General features: G+C 70.9%; 15 protein-coding genes. 13 read left to right on the top strand and 2 right to left on the bottom strand.

The window, feature by feature from the left end; genetic code table 11:
• Nucleotides 1–21 precede the first annotated feature (21 nt).
• Nucleotides 22–348, bottom strand: a complete 327-nt coding sequence (locus SLINC_RS31515) for a DUF427 domain-containing protein (RefSeq protein WP_067440138.1) — start codon at nt 346–348, stop codon at nt 22–24.
• 50 nt (nt 349–398) lie between these two features.
• Between SLINC_RS31515 and SLINC_RS31520 the strand changes: the two genes are divergently transcribed.
• The 9 genes from SLINC_RS31520 to gatB all read left to right on the top strand — a co-directional run bounded on the left by SLINC_RS31520 (nt 399) and on the right by gatB (nt 11,525).
• Nucleotides 399–938: an LOG family protein gene (locus SLINC_RS31520; RefSeq protein WP_067440141.1), complete on the top strand. Its 540-nt coding sequence runs from the start codon at nt 399–401 to the stop codon at nt 936–938.
• 50 nt (nt 939–988) lie between these two features.
• Nucleotides 989–1,678 carry an SDR family oxidoreductase gene (locus SLINC_RS31525; protein WP_079164827.1) on the top strand — a complete coding sequence of 230 codons (690 nt, stop codon included), beginning with the start codon at nt 989–991 and terminating at the stop codon, nt 1,676–1,678.
• A 212-nt stretch (nt 1,679–1,890) separates the two neighbouring features.
• On the top strand, nt 1,891–2,892 hold the full coding sequence (locus tag SLINC_RS31530; RefSeq protein WP_067440147.1) for a methionine synthase: 1,002 nt from the start codon (nt 1,891–1,893) through the stop codon (nt 2,890–2,892).
• Nucleotides 2,893–2,907: 15 nt separating this feature from the next.
• Nucleotides 2,908–5,100 carry an NAD-dependent DNA ligase LigA gene (ligA, locus tag SLINC_RS31535; RefSeq protein WP_067440150.1) on the top strand — a complete coding sequence of 731 codons (2,193 nt, stop codon included), beginning with the start codon at nt 2,908–2,910 and terminating at the stop codon, nt 5,098–5,100.
• A 282-nt stretch (nt 5,101–5,382) separates the two neighbouring features.
• Nucleotides 5,383–7,674, top strand: a complete 2,292-nt coding sequence (locus SLINC_RS31540) for a putative bifunctional diguanylate cyclase/phosphodiesterase (protein WP_067440153.1) — start codon at nt 5,383–5,385, stop codon at nt 7,672–7,674.
• 277 nt (nt 7,675–7,951) lie between these two features.
• On the top strand, nt 7,952–8,248 hold the full coding sequence (gene gatC, locus SLINC_RS31545) for an Asp-tRNA(Asn)/Glu-tRNA(Gln) amidotransferase subunit GatC (RefSeq protein WP_007384860.1): 297 nt from the start codon (nt 7,952–7,954) through the stop codon (nt 8,246–8,248).
• Between the two features lie 5 nt (nt 8,249–8,253).
• Complete coding sequence (gene gatA, locus SLINC_RS31550) at nt 8,254–9,756, top strand: Asp-tRNA(Asn)/Glu-tRNA(Gln) amidotransferase subunit GatA (RefSeq protein WP_067440155.1); 1,503 nt, start codon at nt 8,254–8,256, stop codon at nt 9,754–9,756.
• The gene (locus tag SLINC_RS31555; RefSeq protein WP_067440158.1) at nt 9,753–9,995 is read left to right on the top strand and encodes a hypothetical protein; all 243 of its coding nucleotides are present in this window, start codon (nt 9,753–9,755) and stop codon (nt 9,993–9,995) included. Before gatA ends, SLINC_RS31555 begins: the two co-directional genes overlap by 4 nt.
• A gap of 15 nt (nt 9,996–10,010) precedes the next feature.
• Nucleotides 10,011–11,525 (top strand): Asp-tRNA(Asn)/Glu-tRNA(Gln) amidotransferase subunit GatB, encoded by a 1,515-nt coding sequence (gene gatB, locus SLINC_RS31560; protein WP_067440161.1) that lies wholly within the window; start codon nt 10,011–10,013, stop codon nt 11,523–11,525.
• Between the two features lie 62 nt (nt 11,526–11,587).
• On the opposite strand, the gene SLINC_RS31565 is transcribed toward gatB, so the two are convergent.
• Nucleotides 11,588–12,391: a methyltransferase domain-containing protein gene (locus tag SLINC_RS31565; protein ID WP_067440167.1), complete on the bottom strand. Its 804-nt coding sequence runs from the start codon at nt 12,389–12,391 to the stop codon at nt 11,588–11,590.
• Nucleotides 12,392–12,577: 186 nt separating this feature from the next.
• On the opposite strand from SLINC_RS31565, the gene SLINC_RS31570 reads away from it, so the two are divergent.
• The 4 genes from SLINC_RS31570 to SLINC_RS31585 all read left to right on the top strand — a co-directional run bounded on the left by SLINC_RS31570 (nt 12,578) and on the right by SLINC_RS31585 (nt 16,488).
• Nucleotides 12,578–12,886, top strand: a complete 309-nt coding sequence (locus tag SLINC_RS31570; protein WP_067440169.1) for a hypothetical protein — start codon at nt 12,578–12,580, stop codon at nt 12,884–12,886.
• A 182-nt stretch (nt 12,887–13,068) separates the two neighbouring features.
• A complete protein-coding gene (locus SLINC_RS31575) occupies nt 13,069–15,297 on the top strand; it encodes an MMPL family transporter (protein ID WP_067440172.1) in 2,229 nt (742 codons plus the stop codon).
• Nucleotides 15,275–15,850 (top strand): GNAT family N-acetyltransferase, encoded by a 576-nt coding sequence (locus SLINC_RS31580; protein ID WP_067440175.1) that lies wholly within the window; start codon nt 15,275–15,277, stop codon nt 15,848–15,850. The genes SLINC_RS31575 and SLINC_RS31580 overlap by 23 nt, the downstream gene beginning before the upstream one ends.
• A gap of 35 nt (nt 15,851–15,885) precedes the next feature.
• The gene (locus SLINC_RS31585) at nt 15,886–16,488 is read left to right on the top strand and encodes a hypothetical protein (RefSeq protein ID WP_067440178.1); all 603 of its coding nucleotides are present in this window, start codon (nt 15,886–15,888) and stop codon (nt 16,486–16,488) included.
• The last annotated feature ends 141 nt before the right edge of the window (nt 16,489–16,629 follow it).

Genomic DNA, 16,629 nt, shown 5'->3' on the forward strand with positions numbered 1-16,629 from the left:
CGCCCCGGCCGCGCTGCGGTCTCAGCCCACCTCCTCCACGTCGTAGAAGCAGAGGTGGTCCTTGATCTCGGCGACGTCCGGCTTGGGCTCGGGGTACGCCCAGACCAGGTCCGCCGCGTCCGGCAGCGACCAGTAGGAGGCCGTGCCCTTGAACGGGCAGTAGGTGTGCGTCTCGGAGGGGGTCAGCAGGTCGAGGCGTACGTCCTCGGCGGGGATGTAGTAGCGCACCGGACACCCCGTCTCCCGCAGGAGGAGGGGCCGTTCGCTCTCCGCCAGCACCTGGTCGCCGTGGACGACCCGAATGCGTCGTGTGCCCTGCTCGATCGTGATCGTGTGTCCGTCAGCCATATCCGAAAAGCGCTCGCGGGCCCCCGGTTCTTCCCGCGTACGGTGACCTCATGCGAATCTGCGTCTTCCTCTCGGCCGCCGACCTCGACGAGCGATACACGCGCCCCGCGCGCGAGTTCGCGGAACTGCTGGGCAAGGGCGGCCACACGCTCGTGTGGGGCGGCTCGGACGTCGGACTGATGAAGGTGGTCGCCGACGGTGTCCAGGAGGCGGGCGGACGGCTGGTAGGTGTCTCGGTGGAGTTCCTGGCGGCCAAGGCACGTTCGGGCGTCGACGAGATGGTGATCGCCCGTGACCTCGCCGAACGCAAGAAGCTGCTCCTGGAGAAGGCCGACGCCGTGGTCGTCATGGTGGGCGGCACCGGCACCCTCGACGAGGCGACCGAGATCCTGGAGCTGAAGAAGCACGGCCACACCGACAAGCCGGTGGTCCTGCTGAACACCGCGGGCTTCTACGACGGGCTGAAGGAACAGTTCCGCCGCATGGAGTCGGAGGGCTTCCTGCCCCGCCCGCTGACCGACCTGGTGTTCTTCGCCGAGGAAGCGGTGGGCGCGCTGGCCTACCTGGAGGAGAGCCAGGGCATCGAGTAGGGCATCGAGTACCGCGCCGGGGGACACCGGTGTGATGCGAGCATGGCGGCATGGCTACTCATGTGATCACCGGAGCGGGTTCCGGCATCGGCGCGGCGGTCGCCCGCCGTCTGCACGCGCGCGGGGACGAACTCGTCCTCCACGCGCGCGACGCGGGCCGCGCGAAGGAGCTGGCGGCACAGTTCCCGGGCGCGCGGACCCTGGTGGGCGACCTGGCCGACCCCGACAAGCTGAGCTGGGCCTTCTCCCACCAGACGCTTCCCGACCGGGTCGACTCCCTGCTCCACATCGCGGGTGTGGTGGACCTGGGGCCGATCGGCGACCTGACCCCGAAGTCCTGGCGCCACCAGCTCAACGTCAACCTGATCTCCCCGGCCGAGCTGACCCGTCACTTCCTGCCCCAACTCCGCAGCGCCCGCGGCCACGTGGTCTTCGTCAACTCGGGCGCCGGTCTGAACGCCCACGCCGACTGGTCCGCCTACGCGGCCTCCAAGCACGGCCTGAAGGCCCTGGCCGACTCCCTGCGCCACGAGGAGCACGGCAACGGCGTCCGCGTCACCTCGGTGTACCCCGGCCGCACGGCCAGCCCCATGCAGGCCAAGGTCCACCAGCAGGAGGGCAAGGAGTACGACGCCTCCCGGTGGATCGACCCCGAGTCGGTCGCCACGACGATCCTCCTCGCCCTCGACCTCCCCCGGGACGCGGAGATCAACGACCTGACGGTCCGTCCGGGCAACTGACCAAGCTTTCCTCGCCCCCGCCGCCCCTACCCGCCCCATCCCTGGGGGCTGCGCCCCCAGACCCCCCTGTCGGCCCTGAAGGGGCCTCGTCCTCAAACGCCGGACGGGCTGAAAAATCCAGCCCCTCCGGCGTTTGAGGAGCGGGGTCTGGGGCGGAGCCCCAGAAGGATGGGACGGGTAGGGGCGGCGGGGGCGAGAACTAGGCTTGGCGTGTGAACGCGAATCCCAGCTTCGGCCCGGCCACCGGCATCGGCTCTCTCCCCGGAGGCGACGCCGGGGAAGCCGTCAAGACCTCCACCGGCTCCTTCGAGGACTTCCCGTTCCTGCCCGAGCTCCCCGCGAGAGGCCCCGGCGCCGACATGATCGGCCGCACCGCGGGCATGCTCGTCGACCTGTACGCCCGCGTGGAGCCCAGCGGCTGGCGCATCGGCGACCGCCCGGGGAGGGACACGAAGCGGGCACGGTCATGGCTGGGCGAGGACCTCGACGCGCTGGAGGAGTACACGCAGGGATACGAGGGCCCGCTGAAGGTACAGGCGGTCGGCCCCTGGACCCTGGCCGCCGCACTGGAGCTGAGGAACGGAGAGGTCGCCCTCTCCGACCCCGGCGCCACCCGGGACCTGGCCGCCTCGCTCGCCGAGGGACTGCGCCTGCACCTGGAGGAGGTCGGGCGCCGCGCCCCCGGCGCCCGGATCGTCCTCCAGCTCGACGAACCGTCCCTCATCGCCGTACTGAGGGGCCATGTGAAGACCGCGAGCGGCTACCGCACCCACCGCGCCGTCGACCGCCAACTCATCGAGGCCACCCTCCGCGACGTCATCGGGGTTCACGGGGACGGCCCCGTCGTGGTCCACTCGTGCGCACCGGACGTCCCGTTCGCCCTGCTGCGCCGGGCGGGCGCGGCGGCGATCTCCTTCGACTTCTCGCTCCTCACCGAGCGTGACGAGGACGCGATCGGCGAGGCGGTGGAAGGGGGGACCCGGCTCTTCGTCGGTGTCGTACCGGGCACGGACAGCCGATTGTCAGACCCTGCCGGTAGCGTCATGGGTGTCAGGACGCTGTGGCGCAGGCTGGGGCTGCATCCGGGGCTTCTCGCGGAGGCGGTCACGGTCACTCCGTCGTGCGGACTCGCGGGGGCTTCCCCCGCGTACGCACGCGAGGCCCTCGCCCACTGCGTCCGGGCGGCGAGATCCCTCGCGGACAACCCTGAGTAACGGGAGGACAACACGGTGGCCGGCGACAAGCAAGCGGAGACGACGGTGCCCGCCGAGGTGCGGGAGCAGCACGCGAAGCTCGCTGAGCAGATCGAGGAGCACCGCTTCCGGTACTACGTGAACGACGCTCCGGTCGTCAGCGACGCGGAGTTCGACAAGCTCCTGCGCACCCTGGAGGCGCTGGAGGAGGAGCACCCGGAGCTGCGCACCCCGGACTCGCCGACCCAGAAGGTCGCGGGTGCCTACGAGACGGAGTTCACGGCCGTCCAGCACCGCTCCCGCATGCTCTCCCTCGACAACGCCTTCAGCGACGAGGAACTCGCCGCCTGGGCCGAGCGCGTGGCCAAGGACGTCGGTGCGCCCGACTACCACCTGCTGTGCGAGCTCAAGGTCGACGGCCTCGCCGTCAACCTCACCTACGAGCACGGCCGCCTCACCCGCGCGGCGACCCGCGGCGACGGCCGCACCGGCGAGGACATCACGCCCAACGTCCGCACGATCGCCGAGATCCCGGACCGCCTGAAGGGCGACACCGTCCCGGACCTCGTGGAGATCCGCGGCGAGGTCTACTTCCCGATGGAGAAGTTCCAGGAGCTCAACGCCCGCCTGGTCGAGGCCGGCGACAAGCCCTTCGCCAACCCGCGCAACGCGGCGGCCGGTTCGCTGCGCCAGAAGGACCCGCGCGTCACCGCCACCCGCCCCCTGCACATGGTCGTCCACGGCATCGGAGCCCTGGAGGGCTTCGACGGCATGACCCGCCTCTCCCAGGGCTACGACCTCCTCAAGACCTGGGGCCTGCCGACCTCCACGCACGCCAAGGTGGTCGAAGGCCTCGACGGCGTGCGGGAGTTCATCGCGTACTACGGCGAGAACCGCCACTCCGTGGAGCACGAGATCGACGGAGTGGTCGTCAAGCTGGACGAGATCCCGCTCCAGGGCCGCCTCGGCTCCACCTCGCGCGCCCCGCGCTGGGCGATCGCCTACAAGTACGCGCCGGAGGAGGTGAACACCAAGCTCATCAACATCCGCGTGGGAGTGGGCCGTACGGGCCGCGTCACGCCGTACGCCCAGGTGGAGCCCGTCACCGTCGCGGGCTCGGAGGTCGAGTTCGCCACCCTGCACAACCAGGACGTAGTGAAGCTGAAGGGCGTCCTCATCGGCGACACCGTGGTGCTGCGCAAGGCCGGTGACGTCATCCCGGAGATCCTCGGACCGGTCGTGGACCTGCGCGACGGCAGCGAGCGCGAGTTCGTGATGCCGTCCGAGTGCCCCGAGTGCGGGAGCGCGCTGCGGCCGATGAAGGAGGGCGACGTCGACCTGCGCTGCCCGAACGCCCGCACCTGCCCCGCCCAGCTACGTGAACGCCTGTTCTATCTCGCGGGCCGCAAGTCGCTGGACATCGAGCACTTCGGCTATGTCGCCGCCGCGGCCCTCACCCGGCCGCTGGAGCCCGCAGAGCCGCCCCTCACCGACGAGGGCGACCTGTTCGACCTCACCATCGAGCAGCTGCTGCCCATCAAGGCGTACGTCCTCGACCAGGACAGCGGACTGCCCAAGCGTGACCCGAAGACCGGCGAGGAGAAGATCGCCACCGTCTTCGCCAACCAGCAGGGCGAGGCCAAGAAGAACGCGCTCGCCATGCTGGAGAACATCGCGGCCGCGAAGGAGCGCCCGCTGGCCCGGGTCCTGACCGGCCTGTCGATCCGTCATGTCGGCCCGGTCGCCGCCGAGGCGCTGGCGCGTGAGTTCCGCTCGGTCGACCGCATCGAGCAGGCGGAAGAGGCGGAGCTGGCGGCCACCGACGGCGTCGGCCCGATCATCGCGAAATCACTCAAAGAGTGGTTCTCCGAGGAGTGGCACCAGGAGATCCTCCGCAAATGGAAGGCCGCCGGTGTCCGCATGGAGGAGGAGGGCTCCGGCGAGGACGAGGGCCCGCGTCCCCTGGAAGGCCTCACCGTCGTAGTGACCGGCACACTCGAGCGCTTCACCCGGGACGGCGCCAAGGAGGCGTTGCAAACTCGTGGCGCCAAAGTGACCGGTTCTGTTTCGAAGAAGACGTCTTTCGTCGTTGTGGGTGACAATCCAGGTTCGAAGTACGACAAGGCGATGCAGCTGAAGGTGCCGGTCCTCAACGAGGACGGCTTCACCGTCCTGCTGGAACAGGGGCCGGAGGCGGCCGCCGAAGTCGCGCTTCCGGCAGAGGAGTAACGAGGAGTAGCGGTTGAAGGCCACCCGTTCGGCGCATACCAGATGCATACGGGTGGCCGGGTCGCATTCGGGCAACCGTCGTCGACCGGTGCCCGTGGAAGCCTTCTGCGGCCTACTGTTGAGGTGTGCGCCTGCCGTGCCCAGCTGCGGCAGGGGCATCCCTTTGCTCGCGAAGCGTCTTCGGGAGCAGCGGGAAGGGATTTCCAACGCGGCGCCGTTGAAGGTTGTTGTCGGGCACCGGGCCGCGTGGCGTGGGCACCGCCGGCTGTGAGAGGGACGGGAATGGAACCGAGCGAGAGCGCCGCCCCGGACTCACGGCTGCGCCGGCTGGCCGGCGCATGGCGGGCGGGTCTGCGGGCCGCGCGGCCGGCACGGCGTCCGGGCGCGGAGGGGCACGCCACCGGGCAGCGCGCCACCGGCCAGTACGCCTCCGGCAGCCCGTATGTCGCCGGACCCTACACGCAGACCGAGAACCACGACTCCCCCCAGCTCACCGCCGCCCTCGGCCCGGGCAGGTCCGGCGCCGAAACGGAACGCCACCTGTCCTGGCCCGCGCTGCCCGCCGCGATCGTCGCGGCGGCCGCCTTCGTGCTGGGCGCCGGGTTCTACCGCGCCTTCACCGGCGGCCACGCGCTCTTCCCGTCCGCCACCGTGGGCTGGTCCCTGGCCGTGCTGACCGGCATCATCGTCGGCCATCTGGTCGCCCTCGGCCGCTCCCGCTGGTGGGGCGGCACCGGCTCCGGCGCCGCCCTCACCCTCGCCGTCCTGCTGCTCTACGGCTGGGTGTCCGCCGGCCTGGTCAGCCTCACCGTCGTCCTGCTGGTCGGCGTGGCCCGCCGCCACCGCTGGCGCCAGGGCGTCCTGCACGGCGCGGTCGACATCCTCGGCATCGCCGCCGGAGCCCTGCTGCTGGCCCTGTTCGGCCGGGTGCCGTCCGTCGAGCACCCCTGGAACCCCGACACCTGGACCTTCTACACCGCCCCCGAAGTGGTGCTGGTCGCGGTCGCCTACCTCGCCGTCACCCGCACGCTGGGCTGGTATCTGCACGCCCCGCGCTCCGGCGGACTGCCCACCGTCGCCCGCACCGCCCTGATCAGACAGGGCCTGGTCGCGGCCGCACTGCTCGGCATCGCCCCGCTGGTCTGCGTGGTCGCCACCGCCAAGCCCGTCCTGCTGCCGCTGTTCGCCATCCCCCTCATCGCCCTCGACTCCACCCTCTGGATAGCCCGGGCCCGGGCGGAGGAGCAGCTGCGCGATCCGCTGACCGGGCTCCCCAACCGTCAGTGGCTGCTGGAGCGCATCTGGACGGCCCTCGACGACGCCGAACGCATCGACGCCCGCGCCGCCCTGATGCTCATCGACCTCGACCGCTTCCGCTCGGTCAACGACACGCTGGGACACCTCGCCGGTGACCGGCTGCTCCTCCAGATAGCCGACCGGCTCCGACTGGCGCTGCCGCGCGGCGCCGAGGCGGCCCGGCTCGGCGGCGACGAGTTCGCCGTGTTACTGCCGGTCGCCGACTCCACCACCTCCGCGACCCGGGTCGCCCGGGGCCTGGTCGCCGCCCTCAGCTCCCCGCTCGACCTCGACGGCCTCACCCTCGTCCTGGAGGCCAGCGCCGGGGTCGCCGTCTTCCCCGACCACGCCCTCGACGCCGAGGGGCTGCTGCGCCGGGCGGACGTGGCGATGTACCAGGCGAAGCGCGACCGCACCGGCGTCGAGGTCTACGAGTCCAAGCGGGACTCCAACACCCCGGACCGCCTCGGCCTCCTCGGCGATCTGCGCCGGGCCCTGGACCGGCACGAGGTCCAGCTGCACTACCAGCCCAAGGTCCGCTTCGACGGACAGGTGGCCGGCCTCGAAGCCCTGGTCCGCTGGGTGCATCCCGAGCGCGGGAGGGTTCCCCCGGACGAGTTCATCGCCATCGCTGAGTCCTCCGGCCTGATGCCCCACCTCACCGAGTACGTCCTGGAGACGGCCCTCGGCCAGGTCGCCGAGTGGCGCGCCCAGGGCCTGTACGTCCCGGTCGCGGTCAACGTCTCCCCGCGCGACGTCCACACCCCCGGCTTCGCCGGCTCGGTGGCCGCGCGTCTCGCCCGCCACGGTGTCCCGGCGGGCGCGCTCCAGCTGGAGATCACCGAGCACGTCCTCCTGGAGGACCCGCAGCGCGCCGCCGACACCCTCGCCGCGCTCACCGCCCACGGCGTGAAGATGTCCCTGGACGACTTCGGCACGGGCTACTCCTCGCTGGTGCATCTGCGGCGCCTGCCCGTGAGTGAACTGAAGATCGACCGCTCCTTCGTGGCGCGGCTCGCGATCGACAACGAGGACGCCGAGATCGTCCGCTGCACGGTCGACCTCGCCCACTCCCTCGGCCTCCTCGTGGTCGCCGAGGGCGTCGAGGACGACGAAACCTGGGAACGCCTGCGAGACCTGGGCTGCGACGCGGTACAGGGCTGGCTGGTCGCGGCCGCGATGCCCCCGGAGGAGACCACGGCCTGGCTGCGGGCCCGGGGCTCGCGCGGCTGGCAACGCCCGAGGGCGGCCCTGCCGGCAGCCGCGGCCGACGAGTAGCCCTTTTTCCTCGCCCCCGCCGCCCCTACCCGTCCCATCCCTGGGGGCTGCGCCCCCAGACCCCCGCTTCGGCCCTGAAGGGGCCTCGTCCTCAAACGCCGGACGGGCTGAAAATCCAGCCCCTCCGGCGTTTGAGGAGCGGGGTCCGGGGCGGAGCCCCAGAAGGATGGGACGGGTAGGGGCGGCGGGGGCGAAGAAACCGTTGCACGGGCAGGGTGCGCTGACCCATAGGATTGGCCCCCAACCACAACACGCACTCACCCCAGAGGATCGCTGCATGCCTGGCATCACGCGCGAGGAGGTCGCCCACCTCGCCCGGCTGGCGCGTCTGGAGCTGAAGCCCGAAGAGCTAGAGCACTTCGCGGGACAGCTGGACGACATCATCGGCGCGGTCGCACGCGTCAGTGAGGTCGCCGACCAAGACGTACCGCCGACCTCGCACCCGCTCCCGCTGACGAACGTCATGCGGGCGGACGAGGTCCGTCCGTCGCTCACCCCCGAGCAGGCGCTCTCCGGCGCCCCGGCCCAGGAGCAGCAGCGTTTCAAGGTGCCGCAGATCCTGGGGGAGGACTAGAAGTCATGACGGACCACGTCACCATCATCAAGCTCACGGCCGCCGAGACCGCCGCCAGGATCGCCTCCGGCGAGCTGACCGCGGTCCAGGTCACCGAGGCCCATCTCGCCCGGATCGAGGCCGTCGACGAGAAGGTGCACGCCTTCCTGCACGTCGACCGTGAGGGCGCCCTCGCCCAGGCCCGTGCCGTCGACGACAAGCGCGCCCGGGGCGAGAAGCTCGGCCCGCTGGCCGGAGTCCCCCTCGCGCTGAAGGACATCTTCACCACCGAGGGCATCCCGACGACCGTCGGTTCGAAGATCCTGGAGGGCTGGATCCCGCCGTACGACGCGACGGTCACCCAGCGCCTGAAGGCCGCCGACGTCGTCATCCTCGGCAAGACCAACATGGACGAGTTCGCCATGGGGTCCTCCACCGAGAACAGCGCCTACGGCCCGACCGGCAACCCCTGGGACCTCACCAGGATCCCCGGCGGCTCCGGCGGCGGCTCCTCGGCCGCGCTGGCCGCGTACATGGCCCCCCTCGCCATCGGCACCGACACCGGCGGTTCCATCCGCCAGCCGGCCGCCGTCACCGGCACGGTGGGCGTGAAGCCGACCTACGGAGGGGTCTCCCGCTACGGCATGGTCGCCTTCTCCTCCTCCCTCGACCAGGGGGGCCCCTGCGCCCGTACGGTCCTGGACGCGGCGCTGCTGCACGAGGTCATCGCCGGGCACGACCCGCTCGACTCCACCTCGATCGACGCCCCGGTCCCGCCGGTCGTCGAGGCCGCCCGCAACGGCAGCGTCGAGGGCATGCGCGTCGGCGTGGTCAAGCAGTTCCGCGGCGAGGGCTACCAGGCCGGCGTCATCCAGCGGTTCGACGAGTCCGTCGCCCTCCTCAAGGAACTGGGCGCGGAGATCGTCGAGCTGGACTGCCCGTCCTTCGACCTGGCGCTGTCGGCGTACTACCTCATCGCCCCGTCCGAGTGCTCCTCCAACCTCGCCCGTTTCGACGGCCTGCGCTACGGCCTGCGGACCGGCGACGACGGCACGCACTCCGCCGAGGAGGTCACCTCCCTGACCCGCGAGGCCGGCTTCGGCCCCGAGGTCAAGCGCCGCATCATGCTCGGCACCTACGCCCTGAGCTCCGGCTACTACGACGCGTACTACGGCAGCGCCCAGAAGGTCCGTACGCTCATCACCCGTGACTTCGAGAAGGCCTTCGAGCAGGTCGACGTGATCGTCTCCCCGACGACGCCGACCACCGCCTTCCCGATCGGCGAGCGTGCCGACGACCCGATGGCGATGTACCTCGCGGACCTGTGCACCATCCCGACGAACCTCGCGGGCAACGCGGCCATGTCGCTGCCCTGCGGTCTCGCCCCGGAGGACAACCTCCCGGTCGGTCTCCAGATCATCGCCCCGGCGCTGAAGGACGACCGTCTTTACAAGGTGGGCGCCGCCGTCGAGGCCGCGTTCGTGGAAAAGTGGGGCCACCCGCTGATCGAGGAGGCTCCGTCGCTGTGACCAAGGCACTGTCGAAGGCCAAGGACTTCCAGAAGTCCAAGTCCGGTACGTACGTGTCCATCGCCACCACCGCCTTCGGCGCGTGGGGCATCGCCAAGCGGATCAAGAAGGCCCGCGTCGAGCAGGACACGCTGCGTCTGATCGACGCGTCGGTGGCCGCCGTCGGCATCGTCACCGGCCTCGCCATCCTGTACCGCGAACTGAAGCGGCTGGGCGACGACGACGTCCTGCTGGGCTGAGAGGGAAGTTTCACCGTGACCACCACGACCGACCTGGTGTCGTACGAGGACGCGCTGGCGTCGTACGACCCCGTCATGGGCCTTGAGGTCCATGTCGAACTCGGCACCAAGACCAAGATGTTCTGCGGCTGTTCGACCGAGCTCGGTCAGGACGCCAACACGCAGACCTGCCCGGTCTGCCTCGGCCTGCCCGGCGCGCTCCCGGTCGTCAACGCGACCGGCGTCGAGTCCGCGATCAGGATCGGTCTCGCGCTGAACTGCGAGATCGCCGAGTGGTGCCGCTTCGCCCGGAAGAACTACTTCTATCCGGACATGCCGAAGAACTTCCAGACCTCCCAGTACGACGAGCCGATCGCCTTCAACGGCTACCTCGACGTGCAGCTGGAGGACGGCGAGACCTTCCGCGTGGAGATCGAGCGCGCCCACATGGAGGAGGACACCGGCAAGTCCATGCACGTCGGTGGCGCGACGGGCCGTATCCACGGCGCCTCGCACTCGCTGCTGGACTACAACCGTGCCGGCATCCCGCTCATCGAGATCGTCACCAAGCCGATCGAGGGCGCCGGCGAGCGTGCTCCCGAGGTGGCCAAGGCGTACGTCCGTGAGCTGCGCGAGGTCATCAAGGCGCTCGGTGTGTCGGAAGCCCGTATGGAGATGGGCCAGATGCGCTGCGACGTGAACCTGTCGCTGCGCCCGCACGGCCGGGAGAAGTTCGGCACGCGGTCCGAGACGAAGAACGTCAACTCGCTGCGGTCCGTGGAGCGTGCGGCCCGCTTCGAGATCCAGCGGCACGCCGCCGTCCTGAACGGCGGCGGGACGATCATCCAGGAGACCCGGCACTTCCACGAGGACACGGGGTCGACGACCTCGGGCCGCGTGAAGGAGGAGGCCGAGGACTACCGGTACTTCCCCGAGCCGGACCTCGTTCCGGTGGCCCCCACGCGCGAGTGGGTCGAGGAGATCCGGGCGGCGCTTCCCGAGCTGCCGCTGGTCCGCCGCAACCGGCTCGTCGCCGAGTGGGGCATCACGGCCCTCGACATGCAGGCGATCCTCAACGCCGGCGCCCTGGACCCGATCGTCGCCACGATCGACGCCGGTGCCGACTCGGCCTCCGCCCGCAAGTGGTGGATGGGCGAACTGGCGCGCAGCGCCAACGAGTCGGGCAAGGCGCTCGACGAGCTGGCCATCACGCCGGAGCAGGTCGCCCGGGTCACCGAGCTGGTCGCCAAGGGGGACCTGAACGACAAGCTGGCCCGTCAGGTCATCGAAGGCGTCCTCGCGGGCGAAGGCACCCCGGACGAGGTCGTCGACAAGCGCGGTCTGAAGGTCGTCTCCGACGAGGGTGCGCTGACCACCGCCGTCGAGGAGGCCATCGCCGGCAACCCGGGCATCGCCGACAAGATCCGCGGCGGCAAGGTGGCCGCGGCCGGTGCCCTGGTCGGCGCGGTCATGAAGGCCACGCGCGGCCAGGCGGACGCGGCCCGCGTCAAGGAGCTGATCCTTCAGCAGCTGGGCGTCAGCGAGGGCTGAGCGGCTGTGCGGTACGGCCCCGGAGACCAGGTCTCCGGGGCCGTACCGTCACGTGTGGCAGGTCACTTACGGCGTCCCACGATCCGGGCGAAGCCGAGCACGTGGTCCACGTCGGCGTGCATCAGGTCGACCGACCAGCGGGCCATGTCCGCCATGAACTCGCTGGTGCTCTCCTCGGCGCACACCTCGCTCCACAGCAGCCAGTCGCGCCAGCCGTCCTGGAGCCAGTCGGCCGTCTCCACCTCGACGGTGCCGCCGCGCGTCCACAGCCGCCGCCACCAGGCGGGGGAGTGGAACGCCCAGAAGCCCGGGTCCTTCTCCCAGTACTCCTTCAGGTGCGCCGGCGGTTCGTCGCCCTGCGGCTCCTCGCGCAGCGCGGGGACGACGACCCCGATCCGTCCGCCCGGCTTCAACAGCCGGGTCAGCGTGGGCAGATAGAGGTCGTCGGTGCCGAAGTACTGGTAGGCGTCGACGGAGACGATCGCGTCGAAGGTGCCTTCGCCGAACGGCAGGTCGTGCGCCTCGGCGAACACGGGCAGCACCCGGTCGGCGACACCCGCCTCGGCGATGCGCGGGGCGTTCTCGTCGGGCTTGACCCACAGGTCGGCGGCGACGACCTGGACGTCGTACTCCTTGGCGAGGAACACGGACGTCATGGCGCGGCCGCAGCCGAGGTCGAGGACGCGGGCGCCGGGGCGCAGCGCGTCGAGACCGAGGGCGGGGGCCAGCCACTCCAGCAGCCACAGGGCGTTCGGGCCCATCTGGTTGTCGATCATCCAGCGGGCGTCGTAGCCGTTGCTGCGGGGCCGGCGGGGGTCGGCCAGACGGCTAGTGAGGTCGTGCGAGGTCCTCGTGATGTCGGACATCGGTGAACGGGCTCCTTGAGTCCTTCGTAGGGGAAAGAGATGCGTAGGAGCTCGGTCGGACCTTCACACAATGCACCCTCTTCGGTCGGCGGCGAGATGCCGGGAACGACGGACGGCGGGACGGTAGCAGCGCTGCCCGTGGACGCGCACCCGATTTCCCGGCAGGACGCGCTACGCTCGCCCGCCATGAACGGACGCGGTGATTCCGAGACCTCCGGGATACCGGAGGAGGACGTCGTGGACCCGGCCGAGGACGCCCGGCGGGCCCGCTGGACGGCGGCCGGGGCGGGGGTGCTGCTCGCCCTCGCGGGCCTGGCCGCCTCGACGCTGCGGCTGGCCGGTTCCGCACCCGCGCTCGTGCCGGCCGCCTACGCCTTCGGCGCCGCCGTGTGCGCGCTGGCCTCGGTCCTCGGCTCCCGGGGGCGGACCCGGCGGGCGCTGTGGCTGCTGATCGTGGGCGTGATGGTGATGGCGCTGGGCGACCAGTTCGACTGACGTGACAGAGGGGCCGTTACTGTCCTGTGATCTGCCTCGCACTCCTGTGAATAAGCGCACGAACCCCGTAAACGATCACTTTCGCCTGCAAGAGTGTTCTTCACATTGCTCATGCGTTCTTTGCGGGCTGTACACCTGTTCCCGGTCAAAGATCCATACGTCACCCCCCTGGGAGCACGTTCGTGGCAGCCCTCGCGCGCTGGTGTGTCCGACGACGCCTCGTCGTCGTCCTTCTGTGGCTCCTCGCCCTCGGCGGAGTGAGCGCGGCCGCCGCCGTGACCGGCTCCGCCTACTCGAACGACTACGAGGTCCCCGGCACCGAGTCCGGCCGCGCCACCCAGCTGCTGCACGAAGGCTTCCCCGACCTCGGCGGCGACAGCGACACCGTCGTCTGGCACACCACCTCCGGCAGCGTCCGGGCCGCCGACGTCGAACAGACCATGACCCGCACCCTGGACCGCATCGCCGACCTGCCGGGAGTCTCCTCCGTCTCCGGTCCCTACGACGGGCAGGGCGCCGGCCGGGTCAGCGCGGACGGGCACACGGCCTACGCCACGGTGACCTTCGACACCCCGGCCGAGGACATCGACCAGTCCGAGGCGCGGGCGGTCGTGCGGGCCGCCGAGGACGCCGAGACCGACGGACTCCAGGTGGCACTCGGCGGCAGTGCCGTCGCGCTCACCGAGTCCTCCGGCGGGCACCTCGCCGAGGTGGTCGGGGTGGCCGTCGCCGCGGTCGTGCTGTTCCTCGCCTTCGGCTCGCTCGCCGCCTCGCTGCTGCCCATCGCCACCGCGCTGGTGAGCGTCGGCACCGCCTACGCCGGGATCGTGCTGCTCGGGCACGCCATGACCGTCGCCGACTTCGCGCCCATGCTCGGCCTGCTGATCGGGCTCGGCGTCGGCATCGACTACGCGCTGTTCATCGTCACCAGACACCGACGCGGCCTCAAACGCGGGCTGTCCGTCACCGAGGCGGCCACCAACGCCGTCGCCACCACCGGACGGGCCGTCGTCTTCGCGGGTGCCACGGTTTGCATCGCCCTGCTCGGCATGCTGATCCTCCGGCTCGGCTTCCTCAACGGCGTCGCGATAGCCGCCTCGCTGACCGTCGTCCTCACCGTCGCGGCCTCCGTCACCCTGCTGCCCGCCCTGCTGTCCCTCATCGGCATGCGCGCCCTGAGCCGACGCGAGCGCCGCCACCTCGTCGAGCACGGACCCCAGCCCGAACTGCCCACCGGGTTCGCCGCCCGCTGGTCGGCCTTCGTCGAACGCCACCCCAAGCTGCTCGGCGCCCTCGCCCTGGTCGTCATCACCGTCCTCGCCCTGCCCACCCTGGGCCTGCGCCTGGGCACCTCCGACCAGGGCAACAACCCCGAGTCCTCGACCACACGCCAGGCCTACGACCTCCTCGCCGACGGCTTCGGACCCGGCGTCAACGGCCCGCTCACCCTCGTCACCAAGGTCGACGGCGCCGAGGACAAGCTCCTGCTCGACAACCTCGACGCGACCATCCGGACCACCGAGGGCATCGCGTCCTCGACCCCGGTGGTCTACAACACCGGCGGGAACACCGCGTACTTCACGATCGTCCCCGAGTCCTCCCCGCAGTCCCGGGCGACCAGCGAACTCGTCGACCGGCTGCGCACCGAGGTCCTGCCCCGCGCCGAGACCGGCACCTCCCTGGACATCCAGGTGGGCGGGGTGACCGCCGGATACGACGACTTCGCCGAGGTCATCGTCGGCAAGCTGCCCGTGTTCGTCGGGGTCGTCATCGGCCTCGGCTGTCTGCTGCTCCTGCTCGCCTTCCGGTCCGTCGGGATCCCGCTGAAGGCCGCCGCGATGAACGTCGCCGCGGTGGCCGCCTCCTTCGGTGTCGTCGTCGCGATCTTCCAGTGGGGCTGGGGCAGCGAACTCCTCGGCCTCGGCCGCGCCGGCCCGATCGAACCCTTCCTCCCCGTGATCATGGTCTCCGTGCTCTTCGGGCTCTCCATGGACTACCAGGTCTTCCTGGTCAGCCGGATGTACGAGGAGTGGCTGGAGACCGGCGACAACCGGCGGGCCGTCCGCGTCGGCCTCGCCGAGACCAGCCGGGTGATCAACTCCGCCGCCGTCATCATGATCTCCGTCTTCCTCGCCTTCGTCCTCAGCGGCGACCGCGTGATCGCCATGTTCGGCATCGCCCTCGCCGCCGCCGTCGCCCTCGACGCCTTCGTCCTGCGCACCCTGCTGGTCCCCGCCCTCATGCACCTGCTCGGTGGCGCCAACTGGTGGCTGCCGCGCTGGCTGGACCGCCGGATGCCCCGCATCAGCATCGAACCGCCCGAGTGCCGCACCGCCCATGAGAGGCTCACCGACGTCATGGGGCAGCTGGAGAAGGAGCGGGAACAGGATGTACGCGATATCCCTGGGTGACGACAGAGCCGAACTGCGCCCCCTGGAGCCCTGGCACGCCGAGGAGTTCCTCGCGCATCTGGACCGGGGGCGCGAGTTCATCGGACAGTTCATCCCCTTCGGCTCGCAGGCCACCGACCCCACCTCCGCGCGCGACACCCTCCGGCGGTACGCCGAGATGCGCGCCGCCGACACCGCCTCCTACCACGGCATCTGGCTGGACGGACAGCTCGTCGGCGGGGTGCTCACGCTGAACTTCGACGCGGAGCAGGGCAACTGCGAGGTCGGCTGCTGGCTGGAGCCCGCCGCGACCGGACGCGGGCTGATCACCCGGGCGATGCGGGTGCTGATCGACTGGGCCGTCGAGCAACGCGGCATCCACCGCGTCGAGTGGATCGCCGCCGCGGGCAACACGGCCAGCCTGAACGTGGCCCGGCGCCTCGGCATGACCCCGGAGGGTGTACGACGGGCCGCCCACCCCTATCGTGGGGTGCGCCACGACCTCGAGGTGTGGTCGATTCTCGCGCCCGAGTGGCGTGAGGCACGCGAGCGTGCCCCCCACAGCGATCATTAAGAAACCTCTCAGACAGGATCCGTACGGTGCCGGACATGGGAACCAAGACAGCTGACGAGACCGGCGCCACGACGGGCGCCGAGACCACCACCGACGAGGAGAAGGTGAACGTCACCAAGACCGACGAGGTGACGGAGGCCGGGCCGGACACCGACGCGGACACCGACGCCGACACCGACGCCGACGAGCTCACCTCCGAGGAGGCCGAGCTGCTGGGCCTCGGCAAGGACGACGAGGACGGTCCCACCGGCGTCGGACAGGGTGCGGGCGCCGTCGTCTCCGCCGCCCTCGGCCTCGTCTCCCTCACCGGCAGCTGGGTCGGCACCGTGGCCTCCGCCCGCGAGCAGCTCATCGGGCAGCTCCAGACCTCGCAGGGCGCCAGTGTCGCCACGCAGGTCAAGGAGGTCTACGGCGACTCCTGGCAGACCAGCGCCCTCTGGGCCGGCGTCTTCGCCGTCGTCGCGCTGGTCGTGGGCGTCTTCGTCCTGGCCCGGCCCGCCTTCGGGGCACCCGGCAAGCCGCAGGCCGTATGGATCAAGTCGGTCGCCTGGGGCGGTGTCGCGCTCGGCGTCATCGGCCTCCTGCTGGCCGTCCTCAAGTACACCGACGTGCTGCTGGGACTGCCGTCCGCGAGCTGACGTAAGCCATATCGCCGCAGGTCCTGAGGGGTCTTAGGGCATCCGTAAGCACCTTACGGAGCTCCTGAGGCCCCTCACGCACATCTAAGGCCCCCCGCCCCGCCGAAGATGCGGAACTCTCCCGATGTGGCGGACCCGCCT

The organism is Streptomyces lincolnensis (assembly GCF_001685355.1).
Classification (GTDB): domain Bacteria; phylum Actinomycetota; class Actinomycetes; order Streptomycetales; family Streptomycetaceae; genus Streptomyces; species Streptomyces lincolnensis.

Coding starts and splice junctions, on each gene's coding strand:
- gatC (WP_007384860.1), top strand. CDS start 7,952: ATGCCTGGCATCACGCGCGAGGAGGTCGCCCACCTCGCCCGGCTGGCG.
- SLINC_RS31525 (WP_079164827.1), top strand. CDS start 989: ATGGCTACTCATGTGATCACCGGAGCGGGTTCCGGCATCGGCGCGGCG.
- gatA (WP_067440155.1), top strand. CDS start 8,254: ATGACGGACCACGTCACCATCATCAAGCTCACGGCCGCCGAGACCGCC.
- SLINC_RS31570 (WP_067440169.1), top strand. CDS start 12,578: ATGAACGGACGCGGTGATTCCGAGACCTCCGGGATACCGGAGGAGGAC.
- SLINC_RS31520 (WP_067440141.1), top strand. CDS start 399: ATGCGAATCTGCGTCTTCCTCTCGGCCGCCGACCTCGACGAGCGATAC.
- SLINC_RS31580 (WP_067440175.1), top strand. CDS start 15,275: ATGTACGCGATATCCCTGGGTGACGACAGAGCCGAACTGCGCCCCCTG.
- SLINC_RS31565 (WP_067440167.1), bottom strand. CDS start 12,391: ATGTCCGACATCACGAGGACCTCGCACGACCTCACTAGCCGTCTGGCC.
- SLINC_RS31540 (WP_067440153.1), top strand. CDS start 5,383: ATGGAACCGAGCGAGAGCGCCGCCCCGGACTCACGGCTGCGCCGGCTG.
- SLINC_RS31515 (WP_067440138.1), bottom strand. CDS start 348: ATGGCTGACGGACACACGATCACGATCGAGCAGGGCACACGACGCATT.
- SLINC_RS31585 (WP_067440178.1), top strand. CDS start 15,886: ATGGGAACCAAGACAGCTGACGAGACCGGCGCCACGACGGGCGCCGAG.